This is a genomic window from Stenotrophomonas sp. LARHCG68 (assembly GCF_052871705.1).
On sequence record NZ_JBIXJV010000004.1, the window covers coordinates 68,247 to 93,097 of the forward strand.

The 24,851-nt window shown below is 66.5% G+C and carries 23 protein-coding genes; 11 read left to right on the forward strand and 12 right to left on the reverse strand.

Annotated features, from left to right (window positions below):
* Positions 1-107: 107 nt before the first annotated feature.
* Positions 108-674, forward strand: coding sequence for an elongation factor P-like protein YeiP (gene yeiP / locus ACIPR8_RS14480; protein ID WP_132863106.1), 567 nt, complete (start codon positions 108-110; stop codon positions 672-674).
* Between the two features lie 142 nt (positions 675-816).
* Here the strand turns inward: yeiP and ACIPR8_RS14485 are convergent, their stop codons facing one another.
* The 4 genes from ACIPR8_RS14485 to ACIPR8_RS14500 are packed head-to-tail and all read right to left on the reverse strand — an operon-like array spanning position 817 to position 5,550.
* Positions 817-1,944 (reverse strand): two-component system sensor histidine kinase NtrB, encoded by a 1,128-nt coding sequence (locus ACIPR8_RS14485; protein WP_207911775.1) that lies wholly within the window; start codon positions 1,942-1,944, stop codon positions 817-819.
* Positions 1,937-3,814, reverse strand: coding sequence for a DUF7844 domain-containing protein (locus ACIPR8_RS14490; protein ID WP_446541451.1), 1,878 nt, complete (start codon positions 3,812-3,814; stop codon positions 1,937-1,939). The genes ACIPR8_RS14485 and ACIPR8_RS14490 overlap by 8 nt, the downstream gene beginning before the upstream one ends.
* Entirely contained in the window at positions 3,811-4,110 is a 300-nt protein-coding gene (locus ACIPR8_RS14495; protein WP_446541569.1) for a DUF2388 domain-containing protein, read from the reverse strand. The genes ACIPR8_RS14490 and ACIPR8_RS14495 overlap by 4 nt, the downstream gene beginning before the upstream one ends.
* Positions 4,111-4,161: 51 nt before the next feature.
* Positions 4,162-5,550 carry an FAD-binding oxidoreductase gene (locus tag ACIPR8_RS14500; RefSeq protein WP_446541452.1) on the reverse strand — a complete coding sequence of 463 codons (1,389 nt, stop codon included), beginning with the start codon at positions 5,548-5,550 and terminating at the stop codon, positions 4,162-4,164.
* A gap of 205 nt (positions 5,551-5,755) precedes the next feature.
* Here ACIPR8_RS14500 and serA point away from each other — a divergent pair, with 205 nt between their 5' ends.
* Positions 5,756-6,997 (forward strand): phosphoglycerate dehydrogenase, encoded by a 1,242-nt coding sequence (serA, locus tag ACIPR8_RS14505; protein WP_132863102.1) that lies wholly within the window; start codon positions 5,756-5,758, stop codon positions 6,995-6,997.
* 132 nt (positions 6,998-7,129) lie between these two features.
* On the opposite strand, the gene ACIPR8_RS14510 is transcribed toward serA, so the two are convergent.
* Positions 7,130-7,687, reverse strand: a complete 558-nt coding sequence (locus ACIPR8_RS14510) for an NUDIX hydrolase (RefSeq protein WP_446541453.1) — start codon at positions 7,685-7,687, stop codon at positions 7,130-7,132.
* Between the two features lie 185 nt (positions 7,688-7,872).
* On the opposite strand from ACIPR8_RS14510, the gene ACIPR8_RS14515 reads away from it, so the two are divergent.
* The 5 genes from ACIPR8_RS14515 to mtnC all read left to right on the forward strand — a co-directional run bounded on the left by ACIPR8_RS14515 (position 7,873) and on the right by mtnC (position 13,189).
* Positions 7,873-9,348, forward strand: a complete 1,476-nt coding sequence (locus ACIPR8_RS14515) for an amino acid permease (protein ID WP_446541454.1) — start codon at positions 7,873-7,875, stop codon at positions 9,346-9,348.
* A 79-nt stretch (positions 9,349-9,427) separates the two neighbouring features.
* Positions 9,428-10,861: an amino acid permease gene (locus ACIPR8_RS14520; protein ID WP_446541455.1), complete on the forward strand. Its 1,434-nt coding sequence runs from the start codon at positions 9,428-9,430 to the stop codon at positions 10,859-10,861.
* 219 nt (positions 10,862-11,080) lie between these two features.
* On the forward strand, positions 11,081-11,728 hold the full coding sequence (locus tag ACIPR8_RS14525; protein WP_192285973.1) for a methylthioribulose 1-phosphate dehydratase: 648 nt from the start codon (positions 11,081-11,083) through the stop codon (positions 11,726-11,728).
* A 72-nt stretch (positions 11,729-11,800) separates the two neighbouring features.
* Positions 11,801-12,355 (forward strand): 1,2-dihydroxy-3-keto-5-methylthiopentene dioxygenase, encoded by a 555-nt coding sequence (locus ACIPR8_RS14530; RefSeq protein WP_192285976.1) that lies wholly within the window; start codon positions 11,801-11,803, stop codon positions 12,353-12,355.
* Between the two features lie 135 nt (positions 12,356-12,490).
* Positions 12,491-13,189: an acireductone synthase gene (gene mtnC, locus ACIPR8_RS14535; RefSeq protein ID WP_446541456.1), complete on the forward strand. Its 699-nt coding sequence runs from the start codon at positions 12,491-12,493 to the stop codon at positions 13,187-13,189.
* A 157-nt stretch (positions 13,190-13,346) separates the two neighbouring features.
* Here the strand turns inward: mtnC and ACIPR8_RS14540 are convergent, their stop codons facing one another.
* Positions 13,347-14,498, reverse strand: a complete 1,152-nt coding sequence (locus ACIPR8_RS14540; RefSeq protein WP_446541457.1) for a metallophosphoesterase — start codon at positions 14,496-14,498, stop codon at positions 13,347-13,349.
* A gap of 186 nt (positions 14,499-14,684) precedes the next feature.
* A complete protein-coding gene (locus ACIPR8_RS14545) occupies positions 14,685-16,502 on the reverse strand; it encodes a DUF885 domain-containing protein (RefSeq protein ID WP_192285984.1) in 1,818 nt (605 codons plus the stop codon).
* A 219-nt stretch (positions 16,503-16,721) separates the two neighbouring features.
* Between ACIPR8_RS14545 and ACIPR8_RS14550 the strand changes: the two genes are divergently transcribed.
* Together ACIPR8_RS14550 and ACIPR8_RS14555 are read left to right on the forward strand one after the other, a co-directional pair.
* Positions 16,722-17,993 (forward strand): amino acid permease, encoded by a 1,272-nt coding sequence (locus ACIPR8_RS14550; protein ID WP_446541458.1) that lies wholly within the window; start codon positions 16,722-16,724, stop codon positions 17,991-17,993.
* A gap of 384 nt (positions 17,994-18,377) precedes the next feature.
* A complete protein-coding gene (locus tag ACIPR8_RS14555) occupies positions 18,378-18,623 on the forward strand; it encodes a hypothetical protein (protein ID WP_446541459.1) in 246 nt (81 codons plus the stop codon).
* A gap of 726 nt (positions 18,624-19,349) precedes the next feature.
* On the opposite strand, the gene ACIPR8_RS14560 is transcribed toward ACIPR8_RS14555, so the two are convergent.
* Positions 19,350-19,853: a lipocalin family protein gene (locus ACIPR8_RS14560; protein ID WP_446541460.1), complete on the reverse strand. Its 504-nt coding sequence runs from the start codon at positions 19,851-19,853 to the stop codon at positions 19,350-19,352.
* Between the two features lie 121 nt (positions 19,854-19,974).
* A complete protein-coding gene (locus tag ACIPR8_RS14565) occupies positions 19,975-20,757 on the reverse strand; it encodes a GIY-YIG nuclease family protein (protein WP_446541461.1) in 783 nt (260 codons plus the stop codon).
* 165 nt (positions 20,758-20,922) lie between these two features.
* On the opposite strand from ACIPR8_RS14565, the gene ACIPR8_RS14570 reads away from it, so the two are divergent.
* A complete protein-coding gene (locus ACIPR8_RS14570) occupies positions 20,923-21,087 on the forward strand; it encodes a hypothetical protein (protein WP_446541462.1) in 165 nt (54 codons plus the stop codon).
* A 78-nt stretch (positions 21,088-21,165) separates the two neighbouring features.
* On the opposite strand, the gene ACIPR8_RS14575 is transcribed toward ACIPR8_RS14570, so the two are convergent.
* Positions 21,166-21,825 (reverse strand): FABP family protein, encoded by a 660-nt coding sequence (locus ACIPR8_RS14575; protein WP_446541463.1) that lies wholly within the window; start codon positions 21,823-21,825, stop codon positions 21,166-21,168.
* Between ACIPR8_RS14575 and ACIPR8_RS14580 the strand changes: the two genes are divergently transcribed.
* Entirely contained in the window at positions 21,824-22,507 is a 684-nt protein-coding gene (locus ACIPR8_RS14580; protein ID WP_446541464.1) for an SMI1/KNR4 family protein, read from the forward strand. The genes ACIPR8_RS14575 and ACIPR8_RS14580 overlap by 2 nt on opposite strands.
* Before the next feature lie 206 nt (positions 22,508-22,713).
* Here ACIPR8_RS14580 and ACIPR8_RS14585 read toward each other — a convergent pair whose 3' ends face one another.
* Complete coding sequence (locus ACIPR8_RS14585) at positions 22,714-23,526, reverse strand: aminoglycoside adenylyltransferase family protein (protein WP_446541465.1); 813 nt, start codon at positions 23,524-23,526, stop codon at positions 22,714-22,716.
* Between the two features lie 309 nt (positions 23,527-23,835).
* Positions 23,836-24,264: a hypothetical protein gene (locus ACIPR8_RS14590; protein ID WP_446541466.1), complete on the reverse strand. Its 429-nt coding sequence runs from the start codon at positions 24,262-24,264 to the stop codon at positions 23,836-23,838.
* Positions 24,265-24,851: the final 587 nt, after the last annotated feature.

The following is a 24,851-nucleotide window of genomic DNA, read 5'->3' on the forward strand; positions in this document are numbered from 1 at the left end:
GTTTCCATTCGCGTGTGGGGGGGGGGGGGGGGCGGCCCCCCCCCCCCCCCCCCCCGCCCCCCCCCCCCGGCCCCCCGCCTCCGTTTACCCCAACCGACTTTCCAAGCATGAAAGCCAGCGATATCAAGAAAGGCAACGTCGTCGAATACAACAACGGCGTCTATCAGATCCGCGACATCGAGCGCAGCTCGCCGCAGGGCCGCGGCGGCAACGTCCGCTTCCGTTTCATCATGTACAGCGTGCCGGGCGGCAACAAGCTCGATGCCAGCTTCGACGCCGATGACAACCTGAGCGAAGTCGAGCTGCTGCGCCGCCAGTCCACCTATTCCTACATGGACGGCGACGCCTTCGTGTTCCTGGATGACGAGGACTACACCCCGTACACGCTGGATGCGGACGTGATCGGCGACGACGCCGGCTACATCACCGAAGGCCTGACCGGCATCTACGTGCAGGTGATCGACGACCAGCCGGTGGCGATCCAGATGCCGCAGCACGTGACCCTGGAAGTGGTCGAGACCCCGCCGGAGCTGAAGGGCGGCACCGCGACCAAGCGTCCGAAGCCGGCCAAGCTGAGCACCGGCATCGAGATCATGGTCCCGGAATACATCACCAACGGTGAGCGCATCCTGGTCAACACCACCACCGGTGAGTTCGGCGGCCGCGCCGACTGATCCCCGGCCGGGTGCACCCGGCTTCGCACCTGAAGGCACTCCTGCCCCGGCAGGAGCGGCCTCGGCCGCGAAGCTGATGCCGGCCTCGACCTGCATCAGGGCCCGTCATCCGGACATCACCGGATGACAGGGCACTCCGGGATCAGCGCACCACCGGGAAGTACAGCGATACCGCCGCACCCCCCAACGCCGACCGGCCGATCGTCGCGGTGCCCCCGGACTGCGAAGCAAACCCGTACACCTGGCTCAGCCCCAGCCCGCTGCCATCACCCACGCTCTTGGTGGTGAAGAACGGCTCGAACACGCTGCCCTGGATCTCGGCCTGGATGCCTGGCCCGCTGTCGCCAACGGTGATGCAGACGAAATCCTCTTCCTCGCCCTTGCCCCCGGGCAGCACGGCGGTTTCCAGGCGGGCCTCCAGCACCACCCGGCCCACCCCGTGCATCGCGTCACGGCTGTTGCTCAACAGGTTGAGCAACGCGGCCTCCAGTTGGCCGGTATCCACCGCGATCGGCGGCAGGCCCTGCGCCACCTGGATGTTCAGCTGGATGGTCTCCCCGCACACGCGGCGATACAGCTCCAGCGACGACTGCAGCAGGTGGCCGACGTCACTGACCTCCGGCACCAGCGTCTGCCCGCGGCCGAAGGCCAGCATCTGCCGGGTCAGCTGCGTGCCCCGCTCCACCGCACGGTGGGCGATGTCCAGAATGCGGCGCGCGCTCTCGTCGCCGGTGCGGCGAGCGGCAAGCATGTCCAGGCTGTTGGCGATCACCGACAACAGGTTGTTGAAGTCATGCGACAGCCCCAGGGTCAGCTTGCCGACCGCGTCCAGCCGCTGCGCGCGCAGCGCGATCTCCTGCGCCTCGTTGACCCGCTTCTGGGTCTGGAAGAAATCGCTCAGGTCGCGCACCACCATCAGCACGCGCGGCGTCGCGTCCCCGCTGCCTTCCACCCGCTCCAGCAGCAAGCCGGCACGGAAGCGCGTGGCGTCCTTGCGCATCATCGCCAGGCCCTGGTTCTCGAAGCTGTGCAGCAATGCCTTGGTCAGGGCCGCGCGGTCCGAGCCACGGTCCAGTTCGGCGCTGCTGAACAGACAGGCGAAGTTACGCCCAACCAGTTCATCGGAACGATAGCCGAAGACCCCCAGCACACCGGCATTGCAATCCAGGATCCGCCCGTGGTGGTCCATCTGCAGGACCGCGCATGAGCGCAGTCGCATCACATCCTCGGCCAGCTGCGTCGCCCCATCGGGCAGCTGCACATCATTCATTGCCATGCTCAACCGCACCCTCCACAAGTCGTCCTCTCCCCCGCTCCCCGGTCAGTACGACTGGCAAGGAGGACGACGTACCGTACCGCAAACGCAAGCGTTGGCGCAGGTAGTCCAGATTCGATTCAATGCCGGCCATCTGCGCCTGTTGCCCGGCAGGCAGCAACGCCAAGGCTTCCGCGCGCAGCGCCGACCATTGCGCGATGGCTTCCGGCGCGCCCGCCGCCACCGCCCCACGGGCGAGATCGCGCTCGGCGGGGGTCGGGACGCCATATCCGCCCAGCGGCAGACCGCCCGGCGCCACCAGCAGGCCGGCGCGCTGCATCAGGGCCAGGAATTCGGCATGCTGCCGCGCCGCGTCCTTCCCTCCCAGCAGTTCACGCTTGAGGCGGTCACGGGCCAGCAGCTCCTGGCGCCGCCATCCGGCCTGTTCCAGCAGGAGCAACGCCGCCAGCGATTGCCCGTCGGCCCGCTCCATCCACGGCCGCCGCTGCCCGGCCGGCAACGCCAGCCAGTGCGCGACATCGGCCACCGGCAACCCCAAAGCCTCCCGCGCCAAGGCGAACACCAGCGCGTAGTGACCGGCGGCCGATTCGAAGTAATAGCCCCCGCGCACCGCTTCGGCGGTGTCCTGCGGGGCGGCCGCCAACAGGTGCTGGCGCTGCAGCTTCGCGCGCAGGCCGGTCGGGGTGATGGATTGCAGGTCAGCCTGGCCCAGCCGCGGGGCACCGTCGCGCAGCAGTTTCCAGGTTTCCACCGCGCAGTTGTTGCTGACGAAGAAGTAGCGGCCGTCATAGCTCCAGTGCAGCTGCGCGGCCTGCTGCAGCAGGCCGGTGATTTCCTGCCGGTCCAGCACCAGTGGCACCGACGAGACACCGCGCAGCTCGACCTTGGTGTATTCGTCGATCACCCGGTTCAGTGGCAGCACGAACAGGCGCGACGGATAGGAACCGGTCAAGCCGCGCCAGTTGGAGATCTGGACGTCACCGACGAAGGCACGGAAGGACAGCACCAAGTGATGTTGCAGGTCCATCCGGCAGGCAGGGCCAGGTGGCCGCCCTGGCGCGCACACCACCAATCGCAACATGCTGTGGCCCCAGCGGCTCATCAGCACGTCGTTGCCCTCGGCCAGCAGGTAGTCCACCTGGTAGACACGCGCAGGATCCAGTTCGACCAGCTCGGCGGACCCTTCCTGTTCGCCGGCCTTCATCAGCGGCAGGGCTTGGGCGCAGGTTGCGGCGGCTTCCGCCGGGAGATCGCCCAGTTGCGCGGCATACCAGGCCGCCAGCGCCGGGCGACGGCAGCCGAACTGCGGATCAAGCAGGTAGTGCTCGAAGTTGACCGCGAAGAACTCGACCGGGTTGTCCCGCTCGTAGGCATCCGGGCTGCGCAGCGTGAAACGGTTGCGTCCCCGGCCCGGCCAGAGCGGGCGCTCCTGCCACCCCGCCAGGTCGCGGAAGCGAGCCTGCTTCGACCAGCCACCGTCAGGTGCGCGATCCAACGCATGTGCCAGCTCGTGGACCAGCGCGGCGCGCGCCACGGCCCAATCAGGCTCATGACCACCGTCCAGCGCATCGAGCAGGCGCCGGTCCAGGCCGAGCACGTCGCCGTGGGCGCGCCCTTGCACGTGTTCAGGCAGATCCTCGCGCCAGCGCAGCCGCAACGGACGGGTTGCACGCGCACGCAGCGCGGGCGGTGCGCGCTGCAGGACATCCTCGACCAGTTGTTGGCTGTCGCGCCGTTCGGACGGCGACAAGCCCGGGCCGTCCACGCTGATACGTAGTGCGGCCTGGCCCTGGCCGGCGGCCAACAGGCCGGCCAGCAGGACTACCAGCCACCGCGCACGCGGCAGCCGGCCGGTGCCGGTCACAGCGCCAGGATCTTCCGCGCCAGTTCCATGTCGCTGGCTTGACGGGCGGCGGCATCACGCTCGCGCAGGTGGATCAGGGCCGCTTCCAGCCATGCCCCACGGATGGCGCCATTGCTGGCGACAAAGCCGGCGGCGTCTTCGCGCGCATCCAGCACCACCTTGTCGTCGCCGGACGAGCTGCCCGACGAGTTGGAGGACGCGCCCGAGGCCGATCCGGCCGATGTTCCGGCAAAACTGGAGGCGAACACCGACAGCGGCAGGGCAAGCAGGGCGCAGAACAGGATCGGGCGGATCATCGTCAGGTCGGTCTTGGCGATTGGAGGGCGCACAGAGTAACTGGCAAACCCTTACTGGTCGAACAACTTGCCCGGGTTCATCAGGCCGTTCGGGTCGAACGCCCGCTTGACCCCGCGCATCAGCGCGATCTCGGCCGCACCACGGGTGCTGCCCAGGTAGGCCTTCTTGACCAGCCCGATCCCGTGTTCAGCCGAAATGCTGCCGTCGAAACGGTGCAGCACCTCGGCCAGCAGGTTGGTGACATGCTCGCACTGGGTCAGGAACTCGGCATCGCTGGTGTCGTCGGGCTTGAGCACGTTGATGTGCAGGTTGCCATCGCCGATATGGCCGAACCAGACCACGTCGAAATGCGGGTAGGCACCGTTGATCAGCGCCTGCGATTGGGCCAGGAACGCCGGCATCGCCGAGATCCGCACCGATACGTCGTTCTTGTACGGCTTGTAGCGCGCGACCGCCTCGGTGATCCCTTCGCGCAGGCGCCACAGCTGCTGGGCCTGGGCTTCGCTGGCGCTGATGACACCATCCAGCACCCAACCCTGCTCCATGCAATGCTCGAACGCCGCCATCGCCGCCGCTTCGCCGGCCTCGTCGGCCGAGGCGTACTCGGTGACCACGTAGTACGGATGGATCTCCCCGAACGGGTACTGCGCCCCGTGCGCGGTGACGTGCTGCACGGCGCGGTCGGTGAAGAACTCAAAGGCCTCCAGCTGCAGGCGCTCACGGAACGCCGAGAACACCTGCATCAGCACGTCGAACGACGGCAGCGCCAGCAGCATCACGTTGGTGGCCGGCGGCGGGTCGGTCAGCTTGACCGTGGCCTCGACCACGATGCCCAGCGTGCCTTCCGAGCCGATCACCAGCTGGCGGAAGTCGTAGCCGCTGGAGTTCTTGATCAGGCCCTTGTTGAGCTCCAGCAGTTCGCCGTTGCCGGCCACCACCTTGAGCCCGGCGATCCATTCGCGGGTGTTGCCGTAGCGGATCACGCGGATGCCGCCGGCATTGGTGGCGATGTTGCCGCCGATCGAGCAGGAGCCGCGCGCGGCGAAATCCACCGGGTAGATCAGTCCGTGCTCCCTGGCCGCGTTGTGCAACGCCTCCAGCGGCATGCCGGCCTGCACGGTCAGGGTGCGGTCCACGGCATTGAAGTCCAGCGCCTTGTTCATGCGTTCCAGGCTGAGCACCAGCTCGCCGTTGGCCGCCACCGCGCCACCGGACAAGCCGGTGCGGCCGCCGGACGGCACCACCGCCACGCCGTGCTGGTTGGCCCAGCGCACCACCGCCTGCACTTCCTCGACCGTCCCCGGCAAGGCGATGGCCAGCGGGTTCGGGGTCCAGCGGCGGGTCCAGTCACGCCCGTAATGCTCCAGGTCGGCCGGATCTGTCTTCAGACGCAGGCTCGGGCAGGACTGCTGCAGGCTTTGCAGGCGTGGATCGGTCATGGCGGTGTTTCGGCGGCGTGAAAGCCGCCAAGCGTGACAGTCCGGCCGCGCCTCGTCCAGTCACCTTGGCAGCCCGCTGCCAAGCGCAGGTAAATTCATCTGAAACCTTTTCTCCATCAATGCCTTGCCGCGTTGCGCAGCGCACCAAAGCGGCTTCGGATCTGGCATAGTTGGCGGCCCTTCCCCCTGTGCCGTCGTACCCGACATGTCGCCCAAGAAGACCTCGTTTCCGAAGCAGGACATCCGCGTTTTGTTGCTCGAGGGGGTCAGCCAGACCGCCGTGGACACGTTCAAGGCGGCCGGGTACTCGCAGATCGAATTCCATACCAAGTCGCTGCCGGACGAGGAGCTGAAGGCCCGCATCGCCGAAGCCCACATCGTCGGCATCCGCTCGCGCACCCATCTCTCGGCCGAGGTGCTGTCCCACGCCAAGCGCCTGATCGCGGTGGGCTGCTTCTGCATCGGCACCAACCAGGTGGACCTGGAAGCGGCCGAGCTGGCCGGCATCCCGGTGTTCAACGCGCCCTACTCCAACACCCGCTCGGTCGCCGAGCTGGTCATCGCCGAAGCCATCCTGCTGACCCGTGGCATCCCGCAGAAGAACGCCGAATGCCACCGCGGCGGCTGGTCCAAGTCGGCCGACGGCAGCCATGAGGTGCGCGGCAAGACCCTGGGCATCATCGGCTACGGCCACATCGGCACCCAGGTCGGCGTACTGGCCGAGGCGTTCGGCATGAACGTGATCTTCCACGACATCGAGACCAAGCTGTCGCTGGGCAACGCGCACCCGGCCATCAGCCTGGACAGCCTGCTGGAGCGTTCGGACATCGTCACCCTGCACGTGCCGGAGAACGGCTCCACCCAGTGGATGATCGGTGCCCCGCAGCTGGCGAAGATGAAGAAGGGCGCGCACCTGATCAATGCCGCGCGCGGCACCGTGGTCGACATCGACGCGCTGGACGCGGCGCTGCGCTCGGGCCACCTGGGTGGCGCGGCGGTAGATGTGTTCCCGGTCGAGCCCAAGGGCAACGGCGACCGCTTCGAGTCGCCGCTCACCGCGCATGACAACGTGATCCTGACCCCGCACGTGGGCGGCTCGACGCTGGAGGCACAGGAGAACATCGGCATCGAGGTCGCCGCCAAGCTGGTGCGCTACAGCGACAACGGCTCCACCCTGTCGGCGGTCAACTTCCCCGAGGTGACCCTGCCCGAACACGACGAGAGCCTGCGCCTGCTGCACATCCACCGCAACGTGCCGGGCGTGCTGTCCAAGATCAACGAGATCTTCTCGCGCCACAACCTCAACATCGACGGCCAGTTCCTGCGCACCGACCCCAAGGTCGGCTACGTCGTGATCGACATCGGCGCGACCGAGGAGCAGGCCACCGTGATCCGCGACGAGCTGGCGGCCATCCCCGGCACCCTGCGTACGCGCATCCTCTACTGACCGCGGCAGTTGCACCTGTTGCGCGCCTGAAGGCACTCCTGCCGCTTCGTGTAGGAGTGGCCTCGACCGCGAAGCTGGCAATCAACCCGCGCGCCATCGGATCTCATTCCGGCTTCGCGCCTGAAGGCGCTCCTACCGGGGCGTTGACCGCGCCAACCAGCGCTGCGCCATGCGCCGCAGGGACGCATCGTCCTGCCCGGCGACCTCATGCACCGTGCACCAGGCCAGGTCCAGCGACTCCTCGCTGACCGCGAAGCGCTCGTCCGCCCTCGCCTGCACCACGTAGCGGACGTCGTAATGCCAATGCCCGGGGACCTCGCCCCGCGCCGGGATCCAGTGCCTGTCCAGGTCAAAGATCGCCGTTGACCCCAAGCTCAGGCCGGGCAGGCCCGATTCTTCCTGCGCCTCGCGCAGCGCCACGGCCGCCAGGTCGTGGTCGCCATCGGCGTGCCCGCCCAGTTGCAGCCACCGTGCAAGCTTGCGGTGATGAGTCAGCAGCACCCGTTCGCCGTCGGCGCTGACCAGCCAGGCACTGCCGGTGAAGTGCCCGGCCAGCCGCTCCCGGCAGAAAGGATCCGGCTCCTGGTCGGCCAACAGCGCCAGGAACGATTGCACCACCTCCGCCTGCTGCGGGACGGTCCGCGCATGTTCCTGCAGCGCCTGGCGCAGCGCCTGATCCTGTTCATGCATGACTGTAAGCACATTCTTCGGGTTGATGCCGGCAGCCATTATCGCTGTCGATGTTGCACCTGCGCTTGTCGAGTTTCATCGCCTTTGGCAAGGTAGGCGCGTTGCCGAATGTTCAGCTTTCGGCGCACTCTACCGGACCCGCCCTTCCAGTCGGCGGGCCAGCACTCAGTACGGGAACCAGCGGAATGCTCAAAACACTGTTGAGGGTCAAACCGGTCGAACCGGCCGCACATGTCGATGCGGGCGAGCCGATCGAGGGCAGCCTCCAAGGCGAAGCCACGCTCAAGCGCACCCTCACAGCCAAGCACCTGATCATGCTCGGCATCGGAGCGGTCATCGGCGCGGGCATCTTCGTGTTGACCGGCCAGGCGGCCGCCAACCACGCCGGCCCGGCGATCATGCTGTCCTTCGTCATCGCCGGCCTGGCCTGTGCCCTGGCCGGCCTGTGCTACGCCGAGTTCGCGGCGATGATGCCGGTCTCCGGCAGCGCCTACTCCTACTCCTATGCCACCCTTGGCGAGGGCATGGCCTGGTTCATCGGCTGGTGCCTGGTGCTGGAGTACCTGTTCGCCTCGGCCTCGGTCGCGGTCGGCTGGTCGGCCTACCTGATCAGCTTCATCACCACCACCCTGCACATGCCGTTCCCCGACGCACTCAGTGCCGCGCCGCTGGCCTGGACGGGCAGCGAGTTCGTCAGCTCCGGCAAGCTGTTCAACCTGCCGGCCGTGCTGATCGTGGCGGCGGTGACCGGCCTTCTCTACGTCGGCGTGACCCAGTCCACCTTCGTCAACGCCATCATCGTGGCGATCAAGATCACCGTGATCTGCCTGTTCATCGGCTTCGGCATCCAGTACATCGATCCCGCCAACTGGCAACCCTTCATCCCGCAGAACACCGGCACCTTCGGCGAGTTCGGCTGGAGCGGCGTGTTCCGCGCGGCCACCATCGTGTTCTTCGCCTACATCGGCTTCGACGCGGTCTCCACCGCCGCCGGCGAGACCAAGGACCCGCAGAAGAACATGCCGATCGGCCTGCTCGGCTCGCTGGCGGTCTGCACCCTCGTCTACATCGTGGTCTGCGCCGTGCTGACCGGCATGTTGAACTACACCCTGCTGGGGACCGACAAGCCGGTGGCCACCGCGCTGGAGGCCTATCCCAAGCTGACGTGGCTGAAGACCTTCGTCGAGATCGGCGCCATCGCCGGCCTGTCCTCGGTGGTGCTGGTGATGATGATGGGCCAGTCCCGCATCGCCTACACCATTTCCCGCGACGGCCTGCTGCCCAAGGCGTTCGGCCGGGTCCACCCGCGTTTCCGCACGCCCTATGTCAGCACCGTGGTGGTCGGCGTGCTGGCTTCGGCGCTGGCCGGCCTGATCCCGCTCAACGTGCTGGGCGAGCTGGTGTCGATGGGCACCCTGCTGGCCTTCGCCACGGTCTGCATCGGCGTGCTGGTCCTGCGCTACACCAAGCCGGACATCACCCGTCCGTTCAAGGTGCCGGTGCCGTGGCTGATCTGCCCGCTCGGCGCCATCGCCTGCGTCGCCCTGTTCCTGCAGGCATTCGTGGTGCATTGGCACCTGTTCGTCGGTTGGACCGTGCTGGGCCTGCTGATCTACTTCGGCTACGGCATGCGCCACAGCAAACTCAACGACAACGCCTGATTCCCCTCATGCCGGCGCCTTGTGCGCCGGCTTTTCCCTGCGCCTCCCCGCTGCGCAACGACGAGCGAAGACCCGAAACATGTTCAAGCAACTCTGGGCGACCAAACACCCGCACGCCGCGCACGAAGAGGCCAATGGCCTGAGCCTGAAGCGCACCCTCGGCCCGTGGGGCCTCACCGCGCTGGGCATCGGGGCGGTGATCGGCGGCGGCATCTTCGTCATCACCGGCCAGGCCGCGGCCAACCACGCCGGCCCGGCGATCATGCTGTCCTTCGTGCTGGCGGCGGTGTGCTGCGCGTTCTGCGCGATGGCCTACGCCGAGTTCGCCTCGATGGTGCCGGTCTCCGGCAGCGCCTACACCTATACCTACGCCACCTTCGGCGAGCTCTCGGCCTGGTTCATCGGCTGGATGCTGGTGCTCGAATACGGCGTATCCGCCTCGGCGGTGGCGGTGAGCTGGACCGGCTACTTCCTCAGCCTGCTCAGCCATTTCGACATCTACCTGCCGTCCGCGCTGGTCAGCGCGCCACTGGACGCCCAGCTGCGCCCGACCGGCGCCATCGCCAACATCCCCGCCGCCGTGCTGGTGCTGCTGCTGACCTGGCTGTGCTACGTGGGCATCAGCAAGTCCTCGGCGATGAACATGGCCATGGTCATCCTCAAGACCGGCCTGATCCTGCTGGTCATCTTCGCCGGCTGGAAGTACGTGGACCCGTCCAACTGGACCCCGTTCATCCCCACCAACGAAGGCCCGGGCAAGTACGGCTTCGACGGCGTGCTGCGCGGCGCGGCGATGGTGTTCTTTGCCTACATCGGCTTCGAGGCGGTCTCGGTGGCCGCCCAGGAATCGCACCGCCCGCAGCGCGACCTGCCGATCGGCATGCTGCTGTCGCTGGTGATCTGCACCGTGCTGTACATCGCCATGGCGGCGGTGATGACCGGCCTGGTCCCGTACAAGCTGCTGGGCACCGCCGAGCCGGTGGTGACCGCGGTGGCCGCGCATCCGCAGCTGGATTGGTTGCGCATCATCGTCGAGGTCGGTGCCCTGATCGGCCTGTCCTCGGTGGTGCTGGTGATGGTGATCGGCCAGCCGCGCATCTTCATGATCATGGGTCGCGACGGCCTGCTGCCGCCGGTGTTCACCAAGATCCACCCGAAGTACCGCACCCCGCACATCAACACGGTGATCACCGGCATCGGCATCGCCCTGCTCGCCGCGCTGTTCCCGCTGGACATCCTCGGCGAGCTGACCTCGATGGGCACCCTGATCGCCTTCGCCGCGGTCTGCGCCGGGGTGCTGGTCCTGCGCCGCACCCAGCCAGACCTGCCGCGCCCGTTCCGCATCCCGATGGCCTGGTTGATCTGCAGCCTCGGCGTGCTCAGCTGCATCGCCCTGTTGACCGCGATGACCCTGCACAACTGGATGCTGATGGGCTTGTGGACCGCCACCGGCTTCATCATCTACTTCGCCTACGGCATGCGCCACAGCAAGCTGCGCGGCCGCAACGGCTGACCCGGCGGCGGCACCAACGGCCCTCCAAGCCCGGGTGGAAACACCCGGGCTTTTCCCTGCCCGACACCACGCGCTGCCCGGGCACGCCAAACACACCCGGGATCAGCCGGAACGCAGTCGCTCCGGCGTACGGGTTCGTGGGCACAGGGCACCTGCGGGGCGACGGGCCCGTCGCCCCGCAGCCCCTAAGAGCGCCCCCGGCTTAGTAGAATGCGCCCCATGAACGCGCCTTCCGTCCCCTACGACAGCGAGCGGCTGAGCCAACTGGCCCAGTTGCTGATCGACAACATCCGCGAACTGGCCCAGGCCGGCTGGACGCCTGCCACCAGCAGCAACTTCTCGCACCGGCTGGACGACCAGCACGCCGCCATCACCGTGTCCGGCAAGGACAAGGGGCGGCTGATCGAAAGCGACATCATGGTCGTGGACCTGGCCGGCAAGGCAGTGGGCCGCCCATTGCGTCCGTCCGCCGAAACCCTGCTGCATACCCAGCTCTATGCCCGCTTCCCGGACGTCGGTTGCGTGCTGCACACCCACTCCCCGACCCAGACCATCGCCTCGCGCCTGTTCGGCGGCCAGGGCCACATCCGCCTGGAAGGCTATGAGCTGCTCAAGGCGCTGCATGGCAACTCCACCCACGAGACCGCCGTCGACCTGAAGGTGTTCCCCAACACCCAGGACATGGACGTGCTGGCCGCCCAGGTCGAGGCCGAACTGGACAAGGGCCCGATGTGGGGCTACCTGATCGATGGCCACGGCCTGTATGCCTGGGGCCGCGACATGGCCGAAGCCCGTCGCCACCTGGAAGCCTTCGAGTTCCTGCTGCATTGCGAACTTGAACTGCGCAAGCTGCGCGCCATTTCCTGATTACCCCTCCGCATGGGCCCGCGCCGGCCCGTGCGGGTATGCTCCCCTCCCCCACTCGAGGAGTCCCTGGCCATGAGCCGACTGCGCATCTTCAACGACACCGCCCCGGACACCCCGCTGCTGGATAGCCGCGACGGCGCGGTCATTGCCGCCGAACTGAAGCACATCGGCGTCACCTTCGAGCGCTGGCAGGCCAAGCACCCGGTTGCCCCGGGCGCGAGCCAGGACGAGGTCTTCGCCGCTTACCGCGAGGACATCGACCGCCTCGTCGCCGCGCATGGCTTCAAGAGCGTGGACGTGGCCTCGATCGCCCCGGACAACCCCAACCGCGCCGAGATCCGCAGGAAGTTCCTCGACGAGCATTACCACAAGGAAGACGAAGTCCGTTTCTTCGTCGCCGGCTCGGGCCTGTTCACCCTGCACGTGGGCGACAAGGTCTACGAAGTGGAATGCGTGAAGGACGACCTGATCTCGGTCCCGGACGGCGTCACCCACTGGTTCGACATGGGCGAGGAACCCAGCTTCGCCGCCATCCGCTTCTTCACCGAGCCGGACGGCTGGGTCGGCCACTTCACCGGCACCGACATCGCCCAGCGCTTCCCGCGCTATGAGCCCAGCGCGGCCTGATCTGCTCTTCAACTCCTCTTCCGCCTGCGGCAGAGGAGTCGAGGTGAGGCAGCCCCTGGTGGGCAAGCCCTCCCCCGACGACCCGACCGTAAACCCGCCAGCACCCGGCCAGCCCGGCGCAGGAACACCCCGTCCATGACCATCAAAGCCATCCTCACCGACATCGAGGGAACCACCTCCAGCATCTCCTTCGTCAAGGAAGTGCTGTTCCCGTACGCACGCAACGCCCTGCCGGAATTCGTCCGCAGCCACGGCAACGAACCGCAGGTGCGCCAGTGGCTAGATGCGGTGGCCACCGAGATCGCCGCCGGCGCCTGCCAGGACGCGGTGATCGTGGAAACCCTGCAGGGCTGGATCGACCAGGACCGCAAGCACACCGCGCTCAAGGCACTGCAGGGCATGATCTGGGACGCGGGCTACCGCAACGGTGACTACACCGCCCACCTGTACCCGGAAGTGGCCGCCGTTCTGCGCGGCTGGCACGCAAGCGGCCTGCCGCTGTACGTGTATTCCTCCGGTTCGGTACCGGCGCAGAAGCTGTTCTTCGGCTTCAGCGATGCCGGCGACCTCAATGGACTGTTCTCCGGCAACTTCGATACCGAGGTCGGCGGCAAGCGCGAGGCCCCGAGCTATGCGCACATCGCCAAGGCCATCGGCATCGCGCCGCAGGACATCCTGTTCCTGTCCGACGTGGTCGAAGAACTCGACGCCGCGCGCGAGGCCGGGCTGCAGACCGTACTGGTCGACCGGCTCAGCGACTATCCGCTGCCACGCACCGGCGAAGCGACGCACGGCCATGCGCGCGTGGAAAATTTCGAACAGATCGATGCATGACAAACAAGCGGCCCCTGCCGGGGCCGTTTGTTTCGCCGCAGGAGCGCCTTCAGGCGCGAAGCCGGGAAATCAATTGCCACCGTAGAACCTGCAATTGCACGGGCATGACGGCGGCTGCCGCTGATGACTTCGCGCCTGAAGGCGCTCCTGCCCGCGGCTACTTGGCGCGCAGCACCAGCACGTCGATGCCGGAAGACACGCCCAGCCGCGCGGTGAAACCGTCCCATTGCCCGGCGCCGGCGCTGACGAACAGGGTCATGTCGCGCACCTTGTACTCGCCCCGCACATAGCCGTCATTGAACGGTGCCACCACAAGGCGGTCGAAGCCCAGCAGATGGCCGCCGTGCGTATGGCCGGAGATCTGCAGGTCCACCGCCCCGCTCCTGGACGCATTGCGCGCCTGCCTGGGCTGGTGGGCGAGCAGGATGTGCACGTCGCTGCCCTGCGCGCCCGCGATCACCTTCGACAGGTCCGGCGCCATGCCGCCGCGCACATAGGGACGGGGTTTCAACGCGGCCAGATCGCCAATACCGGAGATCGCCAGGGTGCGGCCATGGATGGACAGCTTCGCGGTCTGGTTCTCCAGCACGCCCAGCCCCATCCGCCGGAAGTGGGTCATCCATGCGGTGTAGTCGTAGTAGTACTCGTGGTTGCCCGGGGCCAGCCACACCCCATACGGCGCCTTCAACTGCGCCAATGGCGCGGCGAACCGACCCGACGCCTCCAGGCCGCCGTCGGCCATGTCGCCCGGTAGCACGATCAGGTCGGGCGTGGCGGCCAGCACCTCGTCGACGATGCGCTGGGTCCGCCAGGCGCGCTTCACCGGGCTGATATGCAGGTCCGCCAGTACCGCCACCCGCACCCCGTCCAGCTCCGCGGGCAGGTTCGGCACGACCAGGTCGCGTTCCTGCACCTTGGGCGGACGCAGGCCGTTGACGATGCCCCAACTGGCCAGCAGGACGATGGCGACCGCGGCAACGTCGTTCAACCGGGCCCCGTGCCAGACCGTGGCCAACGTCGACGTGCGCGCGAGCAGGCGACTGGCCAGCCAGCCCACCGTGCGCAGTAGCAGGAAGGCCAACAGCAATACGAACATCACCAGCACCCAGCCGAACACCAGCTGGACCCAGGCCACCACCTCGTACTCGAGCCAGTCCAGCCGCCACAGCGTGGCGAAGCCAAGCCCGACGAAGGCCAGCCCCATGGTCAGGGAAATGCGCCAACGGCGCTGCCGCCTGCTGAGCGCGTTGACCGGCAGCCACAACCACAGCGCCAGCAACGGCAGGATCAGGGAAACAAGGAGCGTCATCATTGATTGCAACAACCGCGATGCAGGCTTCGCCCGCCATCAGGCCGCCAGGAAGGACTCAAGGGTATGCCACGTACTTTGACACAGCCTGATTGCAGGGAAGGTAGCGGCGACTGAACTGCTGTGTTTGGTTTTCAGGGGCCACCTTCGCCCCTCTCCCGCAGCCGGGAGAGGGGGAGCGACGGCTTACTTCGCCTTTGCCGCGATCCAATCGTTGATCTTGGCATCCAGCACATCCAACGGCACCGAGCCGTCCTTCAGGACTTCGGCATGGAACTCGCGGATGTCGAACTTGTCACCCAACTGCTCCTGCGCACGCTTGCGCAGCTCCTGGATCTTCAGCTCGCCGGTCTTGTAGGCCAATGCCTGGCCCGGCCATGCGATGTAACGCTCGGCCTCGGCGATGGCATCGGGCTCGCTCACCGAGGAGTTGGTGAACATGTAGTCCAGCACCTGCTGGCGGGTCCAGCCCTTGGAATGCAGGCCGGTGTCCACCACCAGGCGCACCGCGCGCCACAACTCGCCCTGCAGGCGGCCGAAGTAGCTGTACGGGTCGGTGTACACGCCCAGGTCCTTGCCCAGGCTCTCGGCATACAGGCCCCAGCCCTCGATGAAGGCGGTCTCGCCACCGAAGCGGCGGAATGCCGGCACGTCCTTCAGTTCCTGCTGCAACGCCAGCTGGAAGTGATGGCCCGGAATGGCCTCATGCAGGAACAGGTCCTCCGCGTCCCAGGTCTTGCGGGTCGGCAGGTCGTAGGTGTTCACGTAGAAGATGCCCGGGCGCGTGCCGTCCTCGCTCGGCTGCATGTACTCGCCACCGGCGGCCGACTTGGCACGGAAGGCCTCGATCGGGCGGATCTCGAAGCCCGCCTTCGGGGTCAGCGAGAACAGCTTGGGCACGTTGGCGTTGATCTTCGCCTCCAGGCCACGGTAGTGCTCCAGCAGCGCCGGCTCGGATTTGAACTCGAACTGCTTGTCGTTCTGCATGAACTTGAAGAAGTCCTGCAGCGAGCCCTTGAAGCCGACCTCCTCCATCACCTTGCGCATCTCGCCGTGGATGCGCTCCACTTCCTTCAGGCCGATCTCGTGGATCTGCTCCGGGGTCTGCGCGGTGGTGGTGCTTTCCTTGGCATTGAACGCGTACCACGCCTTGCCATCCGGCAGGGAATCCAGGCCCACCGTCTCGCGGGTCGCCGGCAGGTATTCGTTGGCGATGAAGTCACGCTGCTTCTTGATCGCCGGCATCAGCTGGTCGGCGATCAGGGTGCGGAACGCGGCGGTCAGGCGTTCCTTGTCCGCCTGCGGGAAGTCCGCCGGCAGCGACTTGATCGGCCCCCAGAACTGGCTGTCCTCCGGCTTGGCGGTGATGATCTCGTCGAACTGCGGCACCACCTTCTCCATCAGCACGCGCGGCTGCACCACGCCGGCCTTCATGCCTTCGCGCATGTTGGCGATCTCGGTATCCAGCAGCACCGGCACACGCGCCGCGCGCGCCAGCCAGTTGTCGTAGTCCTTCACCGTCTTGAACGGCTGGGCGACCTGGCCCGAGCCCAGCATCACCGCATAGCTCACGGTCGAGCCCATCTGGTTGACCGGCATCATCCAGGACGGGAACTTCTCCCCTTCCAGCGACTGCTTCTGTTCTTCCACGAAGATGCGGTAGCTCAGCAGGTCCTGGCCGCTCAGGCCGGCCTCGCCCACGGCCTCCACCTTGCCCAGCCACTCGGTGGTGAAGTCATGGCTCTGCGTGCGGAACTGCGCCGAGCCGAAGTCCGGCAGCTGGTCGTTGTAACGGTTGTCGCCCTGGAAGGTGGCCTGCAGCGGGTTCTGCTTGAGCACGCCTTCCCAGTAGTCGGCGTACAGCTGGTTCAGCTGCGCGGCCTTGTCGGCCTGCGGTGCCTGGCTGGCGGTCTCGCCGGCCTTGGGCTCGGAGGACGGCGAACAGGCGGCCAGCACGGTGGCCAGGGACAACGAGACGGCAAACGCCAGGGGACGCAGCTTCATGGAAGGTTTCCAAGGTAAGTACAAGACCGGCAGCGTCGGTGCTGCCGAAGCACCCGGAAAGGGCCAAAGGTCACTGGTGGCGGCCGGAATTCGCGCTCCGGTCGGCAAACCGTCATAATTCACCGCCACGCCGCCCGTCCGGGCCGGCCACACCCCTTGCTTCCTGCCCCGCCCACCGCCTTCCGGCACGTGGCCAGAGCCCTTGCCGTTGCTGTAGTCATGACGAATTCGCGCCGCCCGCTGGGCTTCTGGTCCGCCACTGCCCTGGTCGTGGGCAGCATGATCGGCTCGGGAACCTTCCTGTTGCCGGCCACCCTCGCCCCGTACGGCGCCGCCACCCTGGTCGGTTGGGGCATCACCCTGTGCGGCGCCCTGCTGCTGGCCGTCACCTTCGCCCGGTTGGCCCGGCGCTGGCCGCAGACCGGTGGCCCGTACGTGTTTGCGCGCAACGCCTTCGGCGAACTGCCGGGCTTCATAGTGGCGTGGAGCTACTGGATCTCGATGTGGTGCGCCATTGCCGCCATCGCTGTGGCCTTCGCCGGCAGCATCGGGGCGATCTTCCCGCAACTCACCGCGACCCCGGTACGCGCCGCCAGCTGCGGCCTGGTCGCGCTATGGCTGTGCGCGGGCGTGAACCTGCTCGGTGTACGCGAAGCCGGTCGCCTGCAACTGCTGACCACGGTGCTGAAGGTGGTCCCGCTGTTGCTGTTCGGCCTGGTCGCGCTGTGGTTCGTCGATACCAGCCACTACGTTCCGTTCAACCCGACGGCCGAGTCGTTGGGCAGCGTGGCCGCCAGCACCGTGGCCCTCACGTTGTGGGCCATGATCGGGCTGGAAGCGGCGACCGTGCCGGCCGAATCGGTCGATGACGCGCCGCGTACCGTCGCCCGCGCCACCGTGGCCGGCACCGCCATTGCCGGCATCGCCACCGTGCTGGCCTGCACCACCGTGCTCGGCCTGCTGCCGGCCGACGTGCTCGCCAACTCCGGCGCGCCCATGGCCGACGCCGCCGCCGCGTTGTGGGGGCCGACCGCCGGCATGCTGCTGGCCGTGGTGATGGCAGTGTCCTGCGTGGGCGCGCTCAATGGCTGGACGTTGTTGTCGGCGCAGCTGCCAATGGCCGCCGCGCGCGATGGCGTGCTGCCGCGTGCCTTTGCCCATGAAACCCGGCGTGGCGCACCGGCATTCGGGGTGATCGTCAGCTGCCTGCTGGCCACCGTGCTGGTCATCTGCAACTACAACCGTTCGCTGGTGGACCTGTTCAAGTTCTCGGTACTGCTCTCCACCGCTGCGACGTTGCTGCCCTATCTGGCCGGCGCGGCGGCCTGGCTGTGGCGCGGCACCGGCACGGTGTCGCGCGTCGCCGCCGCGGGCGCATTGGCCTTCAGCCTGTATGCGGTCATCGGCATCGGAACCGAGGCCCTGCTCTGGGGCGTCGGCTTGATCATCGCCGGCCTGCCGATCTACTTCGTGCTGCGCCGCCAACGGTAGCCACGGCCGCCGCCGCGAAGCCGGCGACGCATGTACACCGGGTACGCCGCGCCTGCATGGCAAGGCGTTCGAACTCTGGTCCAACTAGCGCCTTCTGCCTTCACCCTGCAGGCGTGAAGGCAGAAGGTCGCATAGCTGGTGACGCAAGCCTATCGTCGCGACGATTAAGACATCGTTACATCGCGCGGATATCTGCGCTGCGGTAGATGACACATCGTTCTACCCATCTGCCCGACCCTCATCAGGGTTCAGGCAACGCCCGCTGATGTTACGTGCATGTCCAGATCCCCGGCGTGCACTGCTGACCTCACTGACTGAGCGCGCGTTGGAAACAGGCGTACCCTGCCTTCATCTGCTGTGACGGCGACATGCCAGGACTGCACGATGGAAACAATGCTGACCCGTGACGATATCGACCATTGGCTGCAGGGCATCGCACTGCGTACGCGCGACAGGCTGGCCAACGCCCGCTCCGGCGACATCGCGGTGTTTGTCGCGCGCGAAGTCGATAGCATCTGGCCACGCGTCCCCGCGCCTGACCGCGCGTACTTCCATGACCAGTTGCGTGCACTGCTCGATGAGATCAGCAGCATCACCGCCAGCAAGCGGCGTGATGATGCCCTGCATTGACGGTGTACGGCTCCAACCCCGCATGTTCATGCACAAGGATCGGACAAACATGAATCATTGCCCCCGAAGGACCATGCCGATGGCACAAAGTGTGAAGCCCTGACTTGTTCAGCCGGCAGTTGCCCTCTAGATATGAACCAGCGGGGGGTCCGAACCACACACTGACGGAGTCAGCCTCATGGGATCGGTATCCATGTACCTTGAAGGCCCAGGCCGGGAGCGCCGGCAAGTCACACTGCTCGCCAGCGAGCCCACCCAGGTTCGCCCGGGTTCAAGCGACGGCATTCGCATCGCCCATCGACGCTCTTCGGAGATCCAGATGCGGACCTTGGTCGATAACCACGGCAACATCGCACGCCAGGTCGATTACGACGGCTACCGCTACAAGTTCCAGGGCTCGGAGATGCACTGGGACCTGATCGTTGGATGAGCGGAAGGCCCCCCTCCCGGGGGCTTTCCTTTTTCTTCAAGCAATCACCGCACCACGCTCAGCCGCGCGGGCCGCCCATCACCGGCAGGATCACGCCATTGATGTAGCTCGCGGTCACCGGTGACGCCAGGAACACATAGACTGCTCATGCGCCGATGACAATCATGTACATCGCCACTACCACGGCGGGATGCTGATGATCAGTGCAAGGATGATGACGATCGCGCCGATGATGGCCATGTTCCTCTTGGACAGAAGGCGACGACGTTTCATGGCTATCTGCTCCGGTGCGGGACTCAGGCCGATGCTGGCGGATAGACCGCACCGGATTGCTCCGGCCAGATCAGGTCGGACAGGTCATAACCCTGCATGCGCGCCACATTCAACCATTCCTCGGCGACGCTGCGCTCCATGTGGCCCTGCCGGTGCAGCAGCCACAGGTAGTTCCGTGACGGCTCACCGACCAGCGCGCTCTGGTAGTCCGCGTCGATCTTCAGTACCCAATAGTCGCCCTTGGTGAACGGCACCCATTGCAATGCCTCGGGCAGGAAGCTCACCTCCAGCCGTGCATTGCTCTCGTCCACCGCGCGTGCCGTGCCCACCGACTGCTCCAGCTCGCGCTTTTCGTTGATGCAGGAGTTGACCACGCGGATCGAGCCGTCCTCGTTCAGCGAGTAGTCTGCGGTGATGTCGCGCGCGCCCACATCCTCGTGGCGCATCGGCTTGCGCGCGATCTCGAACCAGAGGCCGAGGTAGCGCTCGATATCCAGGTGCGGAACGCTCAGTACGTCAGTGTCCATTGCGGTCTCCCATGTGCATGAAGGCATGAGAACAAGCGCGCCTTTAGCGGCCCGTGAAAGGAACCGGCCGCGGCCCTCACCGGATACTCATCCGGCTTGACGGGGGTGCAACGGCAACGCTTCAGAGCGGCAGGATCTCCACGCTTGCGCGCAGGATCGGCCCTACCAGCATCTGGTAGCCGTCCAGGTCGAACCCGACTTCGGGGCGGCTCAGCGCCGCGGCCCGCGCGAGGGTGTCCACGCTCCCCAGATAGGCCCAGTTGCGGATGACGTGGATCTGCCGAAGCCCTTCGCACTGCTCCACGATCCCGATGCCGCCGGCATAGGGCCACACGCGCCGGTGGTGCGCGCGAAGCGCCTCGTGCAGCCGTCGGCGGTGTTCTTGCATCGGAAGCTGGCCGCAGCATGCGCCCGCGCAGCGCCCAAGCCGGTACCGGAAGCAGGGCTGCCCCGCCGTCGACGGCTCCAGCCCCAGCACCGAACAGCAGAGCCCATGCGCATCGGCCAACGTACGCAGCAGTGCCTGCGCGGCGAACCTGCTGGCGAAGACCCCGTAGGCGGTGGCAGCGCCGAGCGCATGGACATTGCGGATCTCGGGCGTGTCCCCGGGCAGGGTGATGCCCAGCAGGCGCCGGTGCCGCCGCAGGCGGATGTTGAAGACCGGGAGCTGCTGCTTCACCAGCCGGGCCTCCAGCAACTGTGCGCCGATGTCGCCGGCCGTGCGTACATGGCGGATGCATCGCGCCCGCTCAAGCATGCGACGCGAGCCCGGTGCCCGGAGGTGATCGGCCACGCGACGGCGCAGGTTGATGCTCTTGCCGATGTAGAGCACTTCATCGTCCTGCCCCAGGAAGATGTACACGCCGGGTGCGGGCGGCAGCGCCTGCAGGCCCTGCAATTCCATCGGTGGTTTCATCGGCGCAGGGTACGTCACCATTGCTTAACAGCTGGGGCATCCACCGCGGTCATCATTGTCAGCGTACCGGCAACGCGACAGCCACGGCGCACTAGCTGCCCTGCGCGCAGGGTACTGGCACGGCAATGCCTGCCGTGCCGACGGAGCAACGCCATGACCCTCCTGCAGGCCGGTCACCGGCTCGGGATTTCATCGCGGAACGACGCCAAGCCCGTTCCTTCGGACAACCTCCCGCATCCGGCGCCTCGCCGCGAGCCGAGCCCCGGTACACCGCCCGAACCCAAGAAGCACCGCGAGCACGACGACGAGGAAGAATGAACGGGGCGTCGGCCTCGCCTTCAAGCACAAGCCCCGCGTAGCGGGGCTTGTGCAGAACCGGACGATGGGCAGCGGGTGTCAGGCCGGCATCGGCTCCGCGTCCTCTGCGGCGGCCTGCGCCGTTGGATTCAGCACCGGCGCACCGATCCGCGTCAGCGTGTTGCGATCGGTGTGATTGAACGGCTCGGCCTGGCCCGGGATCACCAGCACCGTCGTCTGCTCATACGACCAGGTGCCATCGTCATGGATGGTGACCTCGATGTCGTAGCTCTCGGTCCGGAACGCATGTTCCAGGAACGGATTGGAGAGGATGCCGTTGGTGGTGGAGCCGCGCACCGCACGCAGATGGAAGCGCTTGGCGTCCGGCGCGGCCGTGCCGACGGCCATCGTCGTCTGTCCACGCGGGATGGACAGCGTCAGGATGATCGTCCGGGTCGCCGGCTCCCACAGCCAGTGGCCCACCTGGTCGTGAAACGTCTCCACGTCGTCGGGCTTCACGATGCGCGTGTGGTAACGCAGGCCGTAGAACAGCTGCGGGCCATTGGTCTGCGCGTCGATGGGATGGAGTTCGTAGTGCTCGATGAACGCCTGGTGCTCCGGACCGTCCGCCTTGGGATTCACATCCATGCCGCGCTCGCCGCGCCAGACGCCGGCCATGGGTGCCAGCGGGCCCAGGTTGCCCAGCGTGTTGGGATCGGGGGTCGGCTCGGTGTAGATGTCTTCAGGGAATGTGGTCATGGCGCGCAGGGTGTACCGCAGCAGTGAATTGGCGCATTTTACCCGCTGCCACCCCGAATATCCCTGCCGGGGCCGCGCCCGCCCGATCCGCGGGCACGGTGCGCCCACCGCCCTGATACAGCCGATGTCCATGGACTTCCCTGCCTATCTCACTGAACTCGCGGCCTTGTATGCGGCCAACGATCAGGCCCTGCAACTGGCCCCCGGCGTCAGCGAGGATGCGCTCGCTGACGCCGAACGGGAGCTTGGCTTCACGATCTGCCCGCTGCTGAAGAGCGCCTGGCGTCGTGCCAATGGCAGCGAGGATGCCCAGACCGTGTTCGCGCGCCCGGGCTATCTCAGCGGCTACCGCTTCCTGTCGTTGCAACAGGCGATGCAGCAATGGCGCAGCATGCATCGGCGCGCGCCCCAGTACGACGGCTACGAGGATCCCCGCCCCCGGGACGTGCGGCTCCAATCCGGTTGGGCGCAGCAGGGCTGGCTGCCCTTCGCCGGCTTCCATGCCCCGATCCTGATGCTGATCCTCGACCACAGCCCTTCCGCGCACGGCCGTCCCGGCCAGATCATCAGCTTCACCCACGACCCGGATGCGATGGACCATGTCTGCGACGGGTTCGCCGCGCTGTTGCCGCTCTCGCTCACGCAGATTGCCAACGCACCTGAGGACCTCCTCCTCGAATGAGTAACCGCGACATGCCCGCCCATCCGCTTAGGCTCCGGGACGCCAAGCCATCGTCCGCGAGCGCCTGGACTTCGGCCATTCTCGGCGCCCCCTGCCTGCGCATTCGGCGCCGCAGGCCCACTCGATCTGCGGGTGTTTGATCGAGGCACTTTCGCCGAGCCTGCCCGAACGCTCTCCCCATGCGGTGTACCGACACCGCACATCGCTCACAACCCGACAGCCCCCTGCCGGCCTGCGTGAAGCACCGTGATGGAATGGCAGGCGTAGCGGATGAAATCGGCAACCGCATCTGGCTGGCCTGAGAGTGTGTCCGGTGCATGTCCGAGATACGCCGCCCGCGCAGCGGCCAGGACGTGTTGATACCGCTCGTCCAGCAGCGGAAGCAGCCAAGCGGCGGCATCATCCTTGGCGGCGATCCGACCGGTGACCGTCGTGTACCAGATGCGTGCCAGCGCCAGAACGATGTTGCGCTCGTCCCCTGCCCAATCTTCCGGCACCTGCCACTGCGCGACGGTGTCCTGCAATGCGCGGCCAACATCCGCATCGGGGACCGGCTCGAACAGCGCATCCGGCGAGGGCCCGAACAGCGCGACGCCGTGCGCCTGCACCTGCCTGAGCAGAATAGCCAGGTCGTGATCGAGTACGGGCGCCTCGAAGCAGCCCGCGACGATGTCCGACCGCAACCATTCTCCGAACTGCAGCTCCCGGCGCGCGGGATACCGCCATGGCACCACACCGTCGTACGCGACCACCGTCAACTCCAGCGGACGCAACACCGCATCGACAGATGGCGGCGCCGATACCGTCAGCAGATCCACCAGCAATGCATTCCGCACCCCCTCATCCGGCGCCACGGCCACGGTGACGAGCAGGTCGACGTCACTCGACGGCTTGAGCCCGCCCAACAGGGCCGAGCCAAACAAATGGACCGCCATGATCGTGTCACCGAGATGGCGTTCAAGCACGCGGTGAACAGCGGCCAGCTGCGGATTGATCGAAGGAACCGGAGAGTCATGCATGCCGGGAGTGTAGCGTCGCCGCTCCTTCGATGTAGGCGATACACGGCGCGCATCTGCGGCGGCACGGGGATCCGCAGCTCAACGGACCAGGCGGCCCATGCCGCGCCAGCCCCAGCTGCACGTTTGCCGGCCTCGCCACCCAGGCGACGATCATCGCACCCTGATGGCTCGAGCCACACCGCAAACCGGTCGATTCCACATGGGCGACAGGACTCATCGACCCGTGATCTGCCACCGGCCACTGGATACAGTGGGCGTTCGGCCGGCGGTCACGCCTGCGAAGCACACGCCATTGCATCCGATGCTCCCTCAATCGAAGAAGAATCCGGCGTGATGCCCTTCAATTACCTTGTGCATCAGCGCATCGACGTTCTCCGCCAAGCGCGTGACACTCTCGAATTCCGGTTCAACACCGTGCACGACCAAGCCGGACAGCCTGCTTACGGCGATGAACTCGTAGTCGCCACCGACCGACAGGACAACGGGCAGATACTCCCGCCAGAAGACGCGCACCGATTCGGCATCCTGGCCGTCCATCGCTGCATCAAAGCTCATCCTCTCAAACTCATCCCAGGAAAAAGCACCGGCCGTCGCACCTGCATAATCCTCCAGCGTCAGGAACCAGGTTGCCTCGTCCTCACTCGAAAGCGACTCGAAACCCGACAGGAATTCGATATACGACGGAGGAACTGCAGCTATCGAAGCCGCATCCGCCACCAAGGATTCCGTATGCAGCAAGCTGTCGCTCCTGGGTTGGCGCATCCACCCCTTCGACAGCAGATGGTCGACAAACCTTTCATGTAATCCTGTCACGGCGGGTCTTCTACGTGATTGGCCACTTTGATGGCTTCCCGGCCGAAACGCCGCGACTGATAACTGCCACACACCTTCTCAATGGTACAGCTCCATGTCGGGCCGATGTCGGCCCGCGTCACGCACTTTGGCACCCATGATCAGCCCCCAAACGCGACCAAGGTCGGCAGCCAGCGCAACCCGCGCGTGCCGACCGATCCATGCGTTGAACACGATGCATCTCCATCAGGAAGATACAACGCCGGAACCGCTTGCACTTTCTACCCATCACCAAAGGGTGCCGGGCGAATGACGCCTCGCATCCATCACGAGTGTCCATCCTGGACCAATCGGCGATAGCCGAGACTCGATAACAAGCCACGGCGAGATGTTCAGGATGCCGCAGGCAAGTCACAACCCCATCCGTGATAAGCCGTCGAGCTTCTCCATCGGCACATCACCGACACATCCGCTCCTCGTTACCGACTCTGTTAGATTCAACACCGGCGAAATCACACCCATCCAGTACGCAG

Bases quoted from the DNA above. Each gene is read 5' to 3' on its own strand.
- ACIPR8_RS14555 (WP_446541459.1), top strand. From the start codon at position 18,378: ATGGAAACAATGCTGACCCGTGACGATATCGACCATTGGCTGCAGGGC.
- ACIPR8_RS14510 (WP_446541453.1), bottom strand. From the start codon at position 7,687: ATGCATGAACAGGATCAGGCGCTGCGCCAGGCGCTGCAGGAACATGCG.
- mtnC (WP_446541456.1), top strand. From the start codon at position 12,491: ATGACCATCAAAGCCATCCTCACCGACATCGAGGGAACCACCTCCAGC.
- ACIPR8_RS14580 (WP_446541464.1), top strand. From the start codon at position 21,824: ATGGCGCGCAGGGTGTACCGCAGCAGTGAATTGGCGCATTTTACCCGC.
- ACIPR8_RS14520 (WP_446541455.1), top strand. From the start codon at position 9,428: ATGTTCAAGCAACTCTGGGCGACCAAACACCCGCACGCCGCGCACGAA.
- serA (WP_132863102.1), top strand. From the start codon at position 5,756: ATGTCGCCCAAGAAGACCTCGTTTCCGAAGCAGGACATCCGCGTTTTG.
- ACIPR8_RS14500 (WP_446541452.1), bottom strand. From the start codon at position 5,550: ATGACCGATCCACGCCTGCAAAGCCTGCAGCAGTCCTGCCCGAGCCTG.
- ACIPR8_RS14495 (WP_446541569.1), bottom strand. From the start codon at position 4,110: ATGATCCGCCCGATCCTGTTCTGCGCCCTGCTTGCCCTGCCGCTGTCG.
- ACIPR8_RS14485 (WP_207911775.1), bottom strand. From the start codon at position 1,944: ATGAATGATGTGCAGCTGCCCGATGGGGCGACGCAGCTGGCCGAGGAT.
- ACIPR8_RS14515 (WP_446541454.1), top strand. From the start codon at position 7,873: ATGCTCAAAACACTGTTGAGGGTCAAACCGGTCGAACCGGCCGCACAT.
- yeiP (WP_132863106.1), top strand. From the start codon at position 108: ATGAAAGCCAGCGATATCAAGAAAGGCAACGTCGTCGAATACAACAAC.
- ACIPR8_RS14545 (WP_192285984.1), bottom strand. From the start codon at position 16,502: ATGAAGCTGCGTCCCCTGGCGTTTGCCGTCTCGTTGTCCCTGGCCACC.
- ACIPR8_RS14585 (WP_446541465.1), bottom strand. From the start codon at position 23,526: ATGCATGACTCTCCGGTTCCTTCGATCAATCCGCAGCTGGCCGCTGTT.
- ACIPR8_RS14575 (WP_446541463.1), bottom strand. From the start codon at position 21,825: ATGACCACATTCCCTGAAGACATCTACACCGAGCCGACCCCCGATCCC.
- ACIPR8_RS14530 (WP_192285976.1), top strand. From the start codon at position 11,801: ATGAGCCGACTGCGCATCTTCAACGACACCGCCCCGGACACCCCGCTG.
- ACIPR8_RS14540 (WP_446541457.1), bottom strand. From the start codon at position 14,498: ATGACGCTCCTTGTTTCCCTGATCCTGCCGTTGCTGGCGCTGTGGTTG.
- ACIPR8_RS14525 (WP_192285973.1), top strand. From the start codon at position 11,081: ATGAACGCGCCTTCCGTCCCCTACGACAGCGAGCGGCTGAGCCAACTG.
- ACIPR8_RS14560 (WP_446541460.1), bottom strand. From the start codon at position 19,853: ATGGACACTGACGTACTGAGCGTTCCGCACCTGGATATCGAGCGCTAC.
- ACIPR8_RS14565 (WP_446541461.1), bottom strand. From the start codon at position 20,757: ATGGAATTGCAGGGCCTGCAGGCGCTGCCGCCCGCACCCGGCGTGTAC.
- ACIPR8_RS14550 (WP_446541458.1), top strand. From the start codon at position 16,722: ATGACGAATTCGCGCCGCCCGCTGGGCTTCTGGTCCGCCACTGCCCTG.
- ACIPR8_RS14570 (WP_446541462.1), top strand. From the start codon at position 20,923: ATGACCCTCCTGCAGGCCGGTCACCGGCTCGGGATTTCATCGCGGAAC.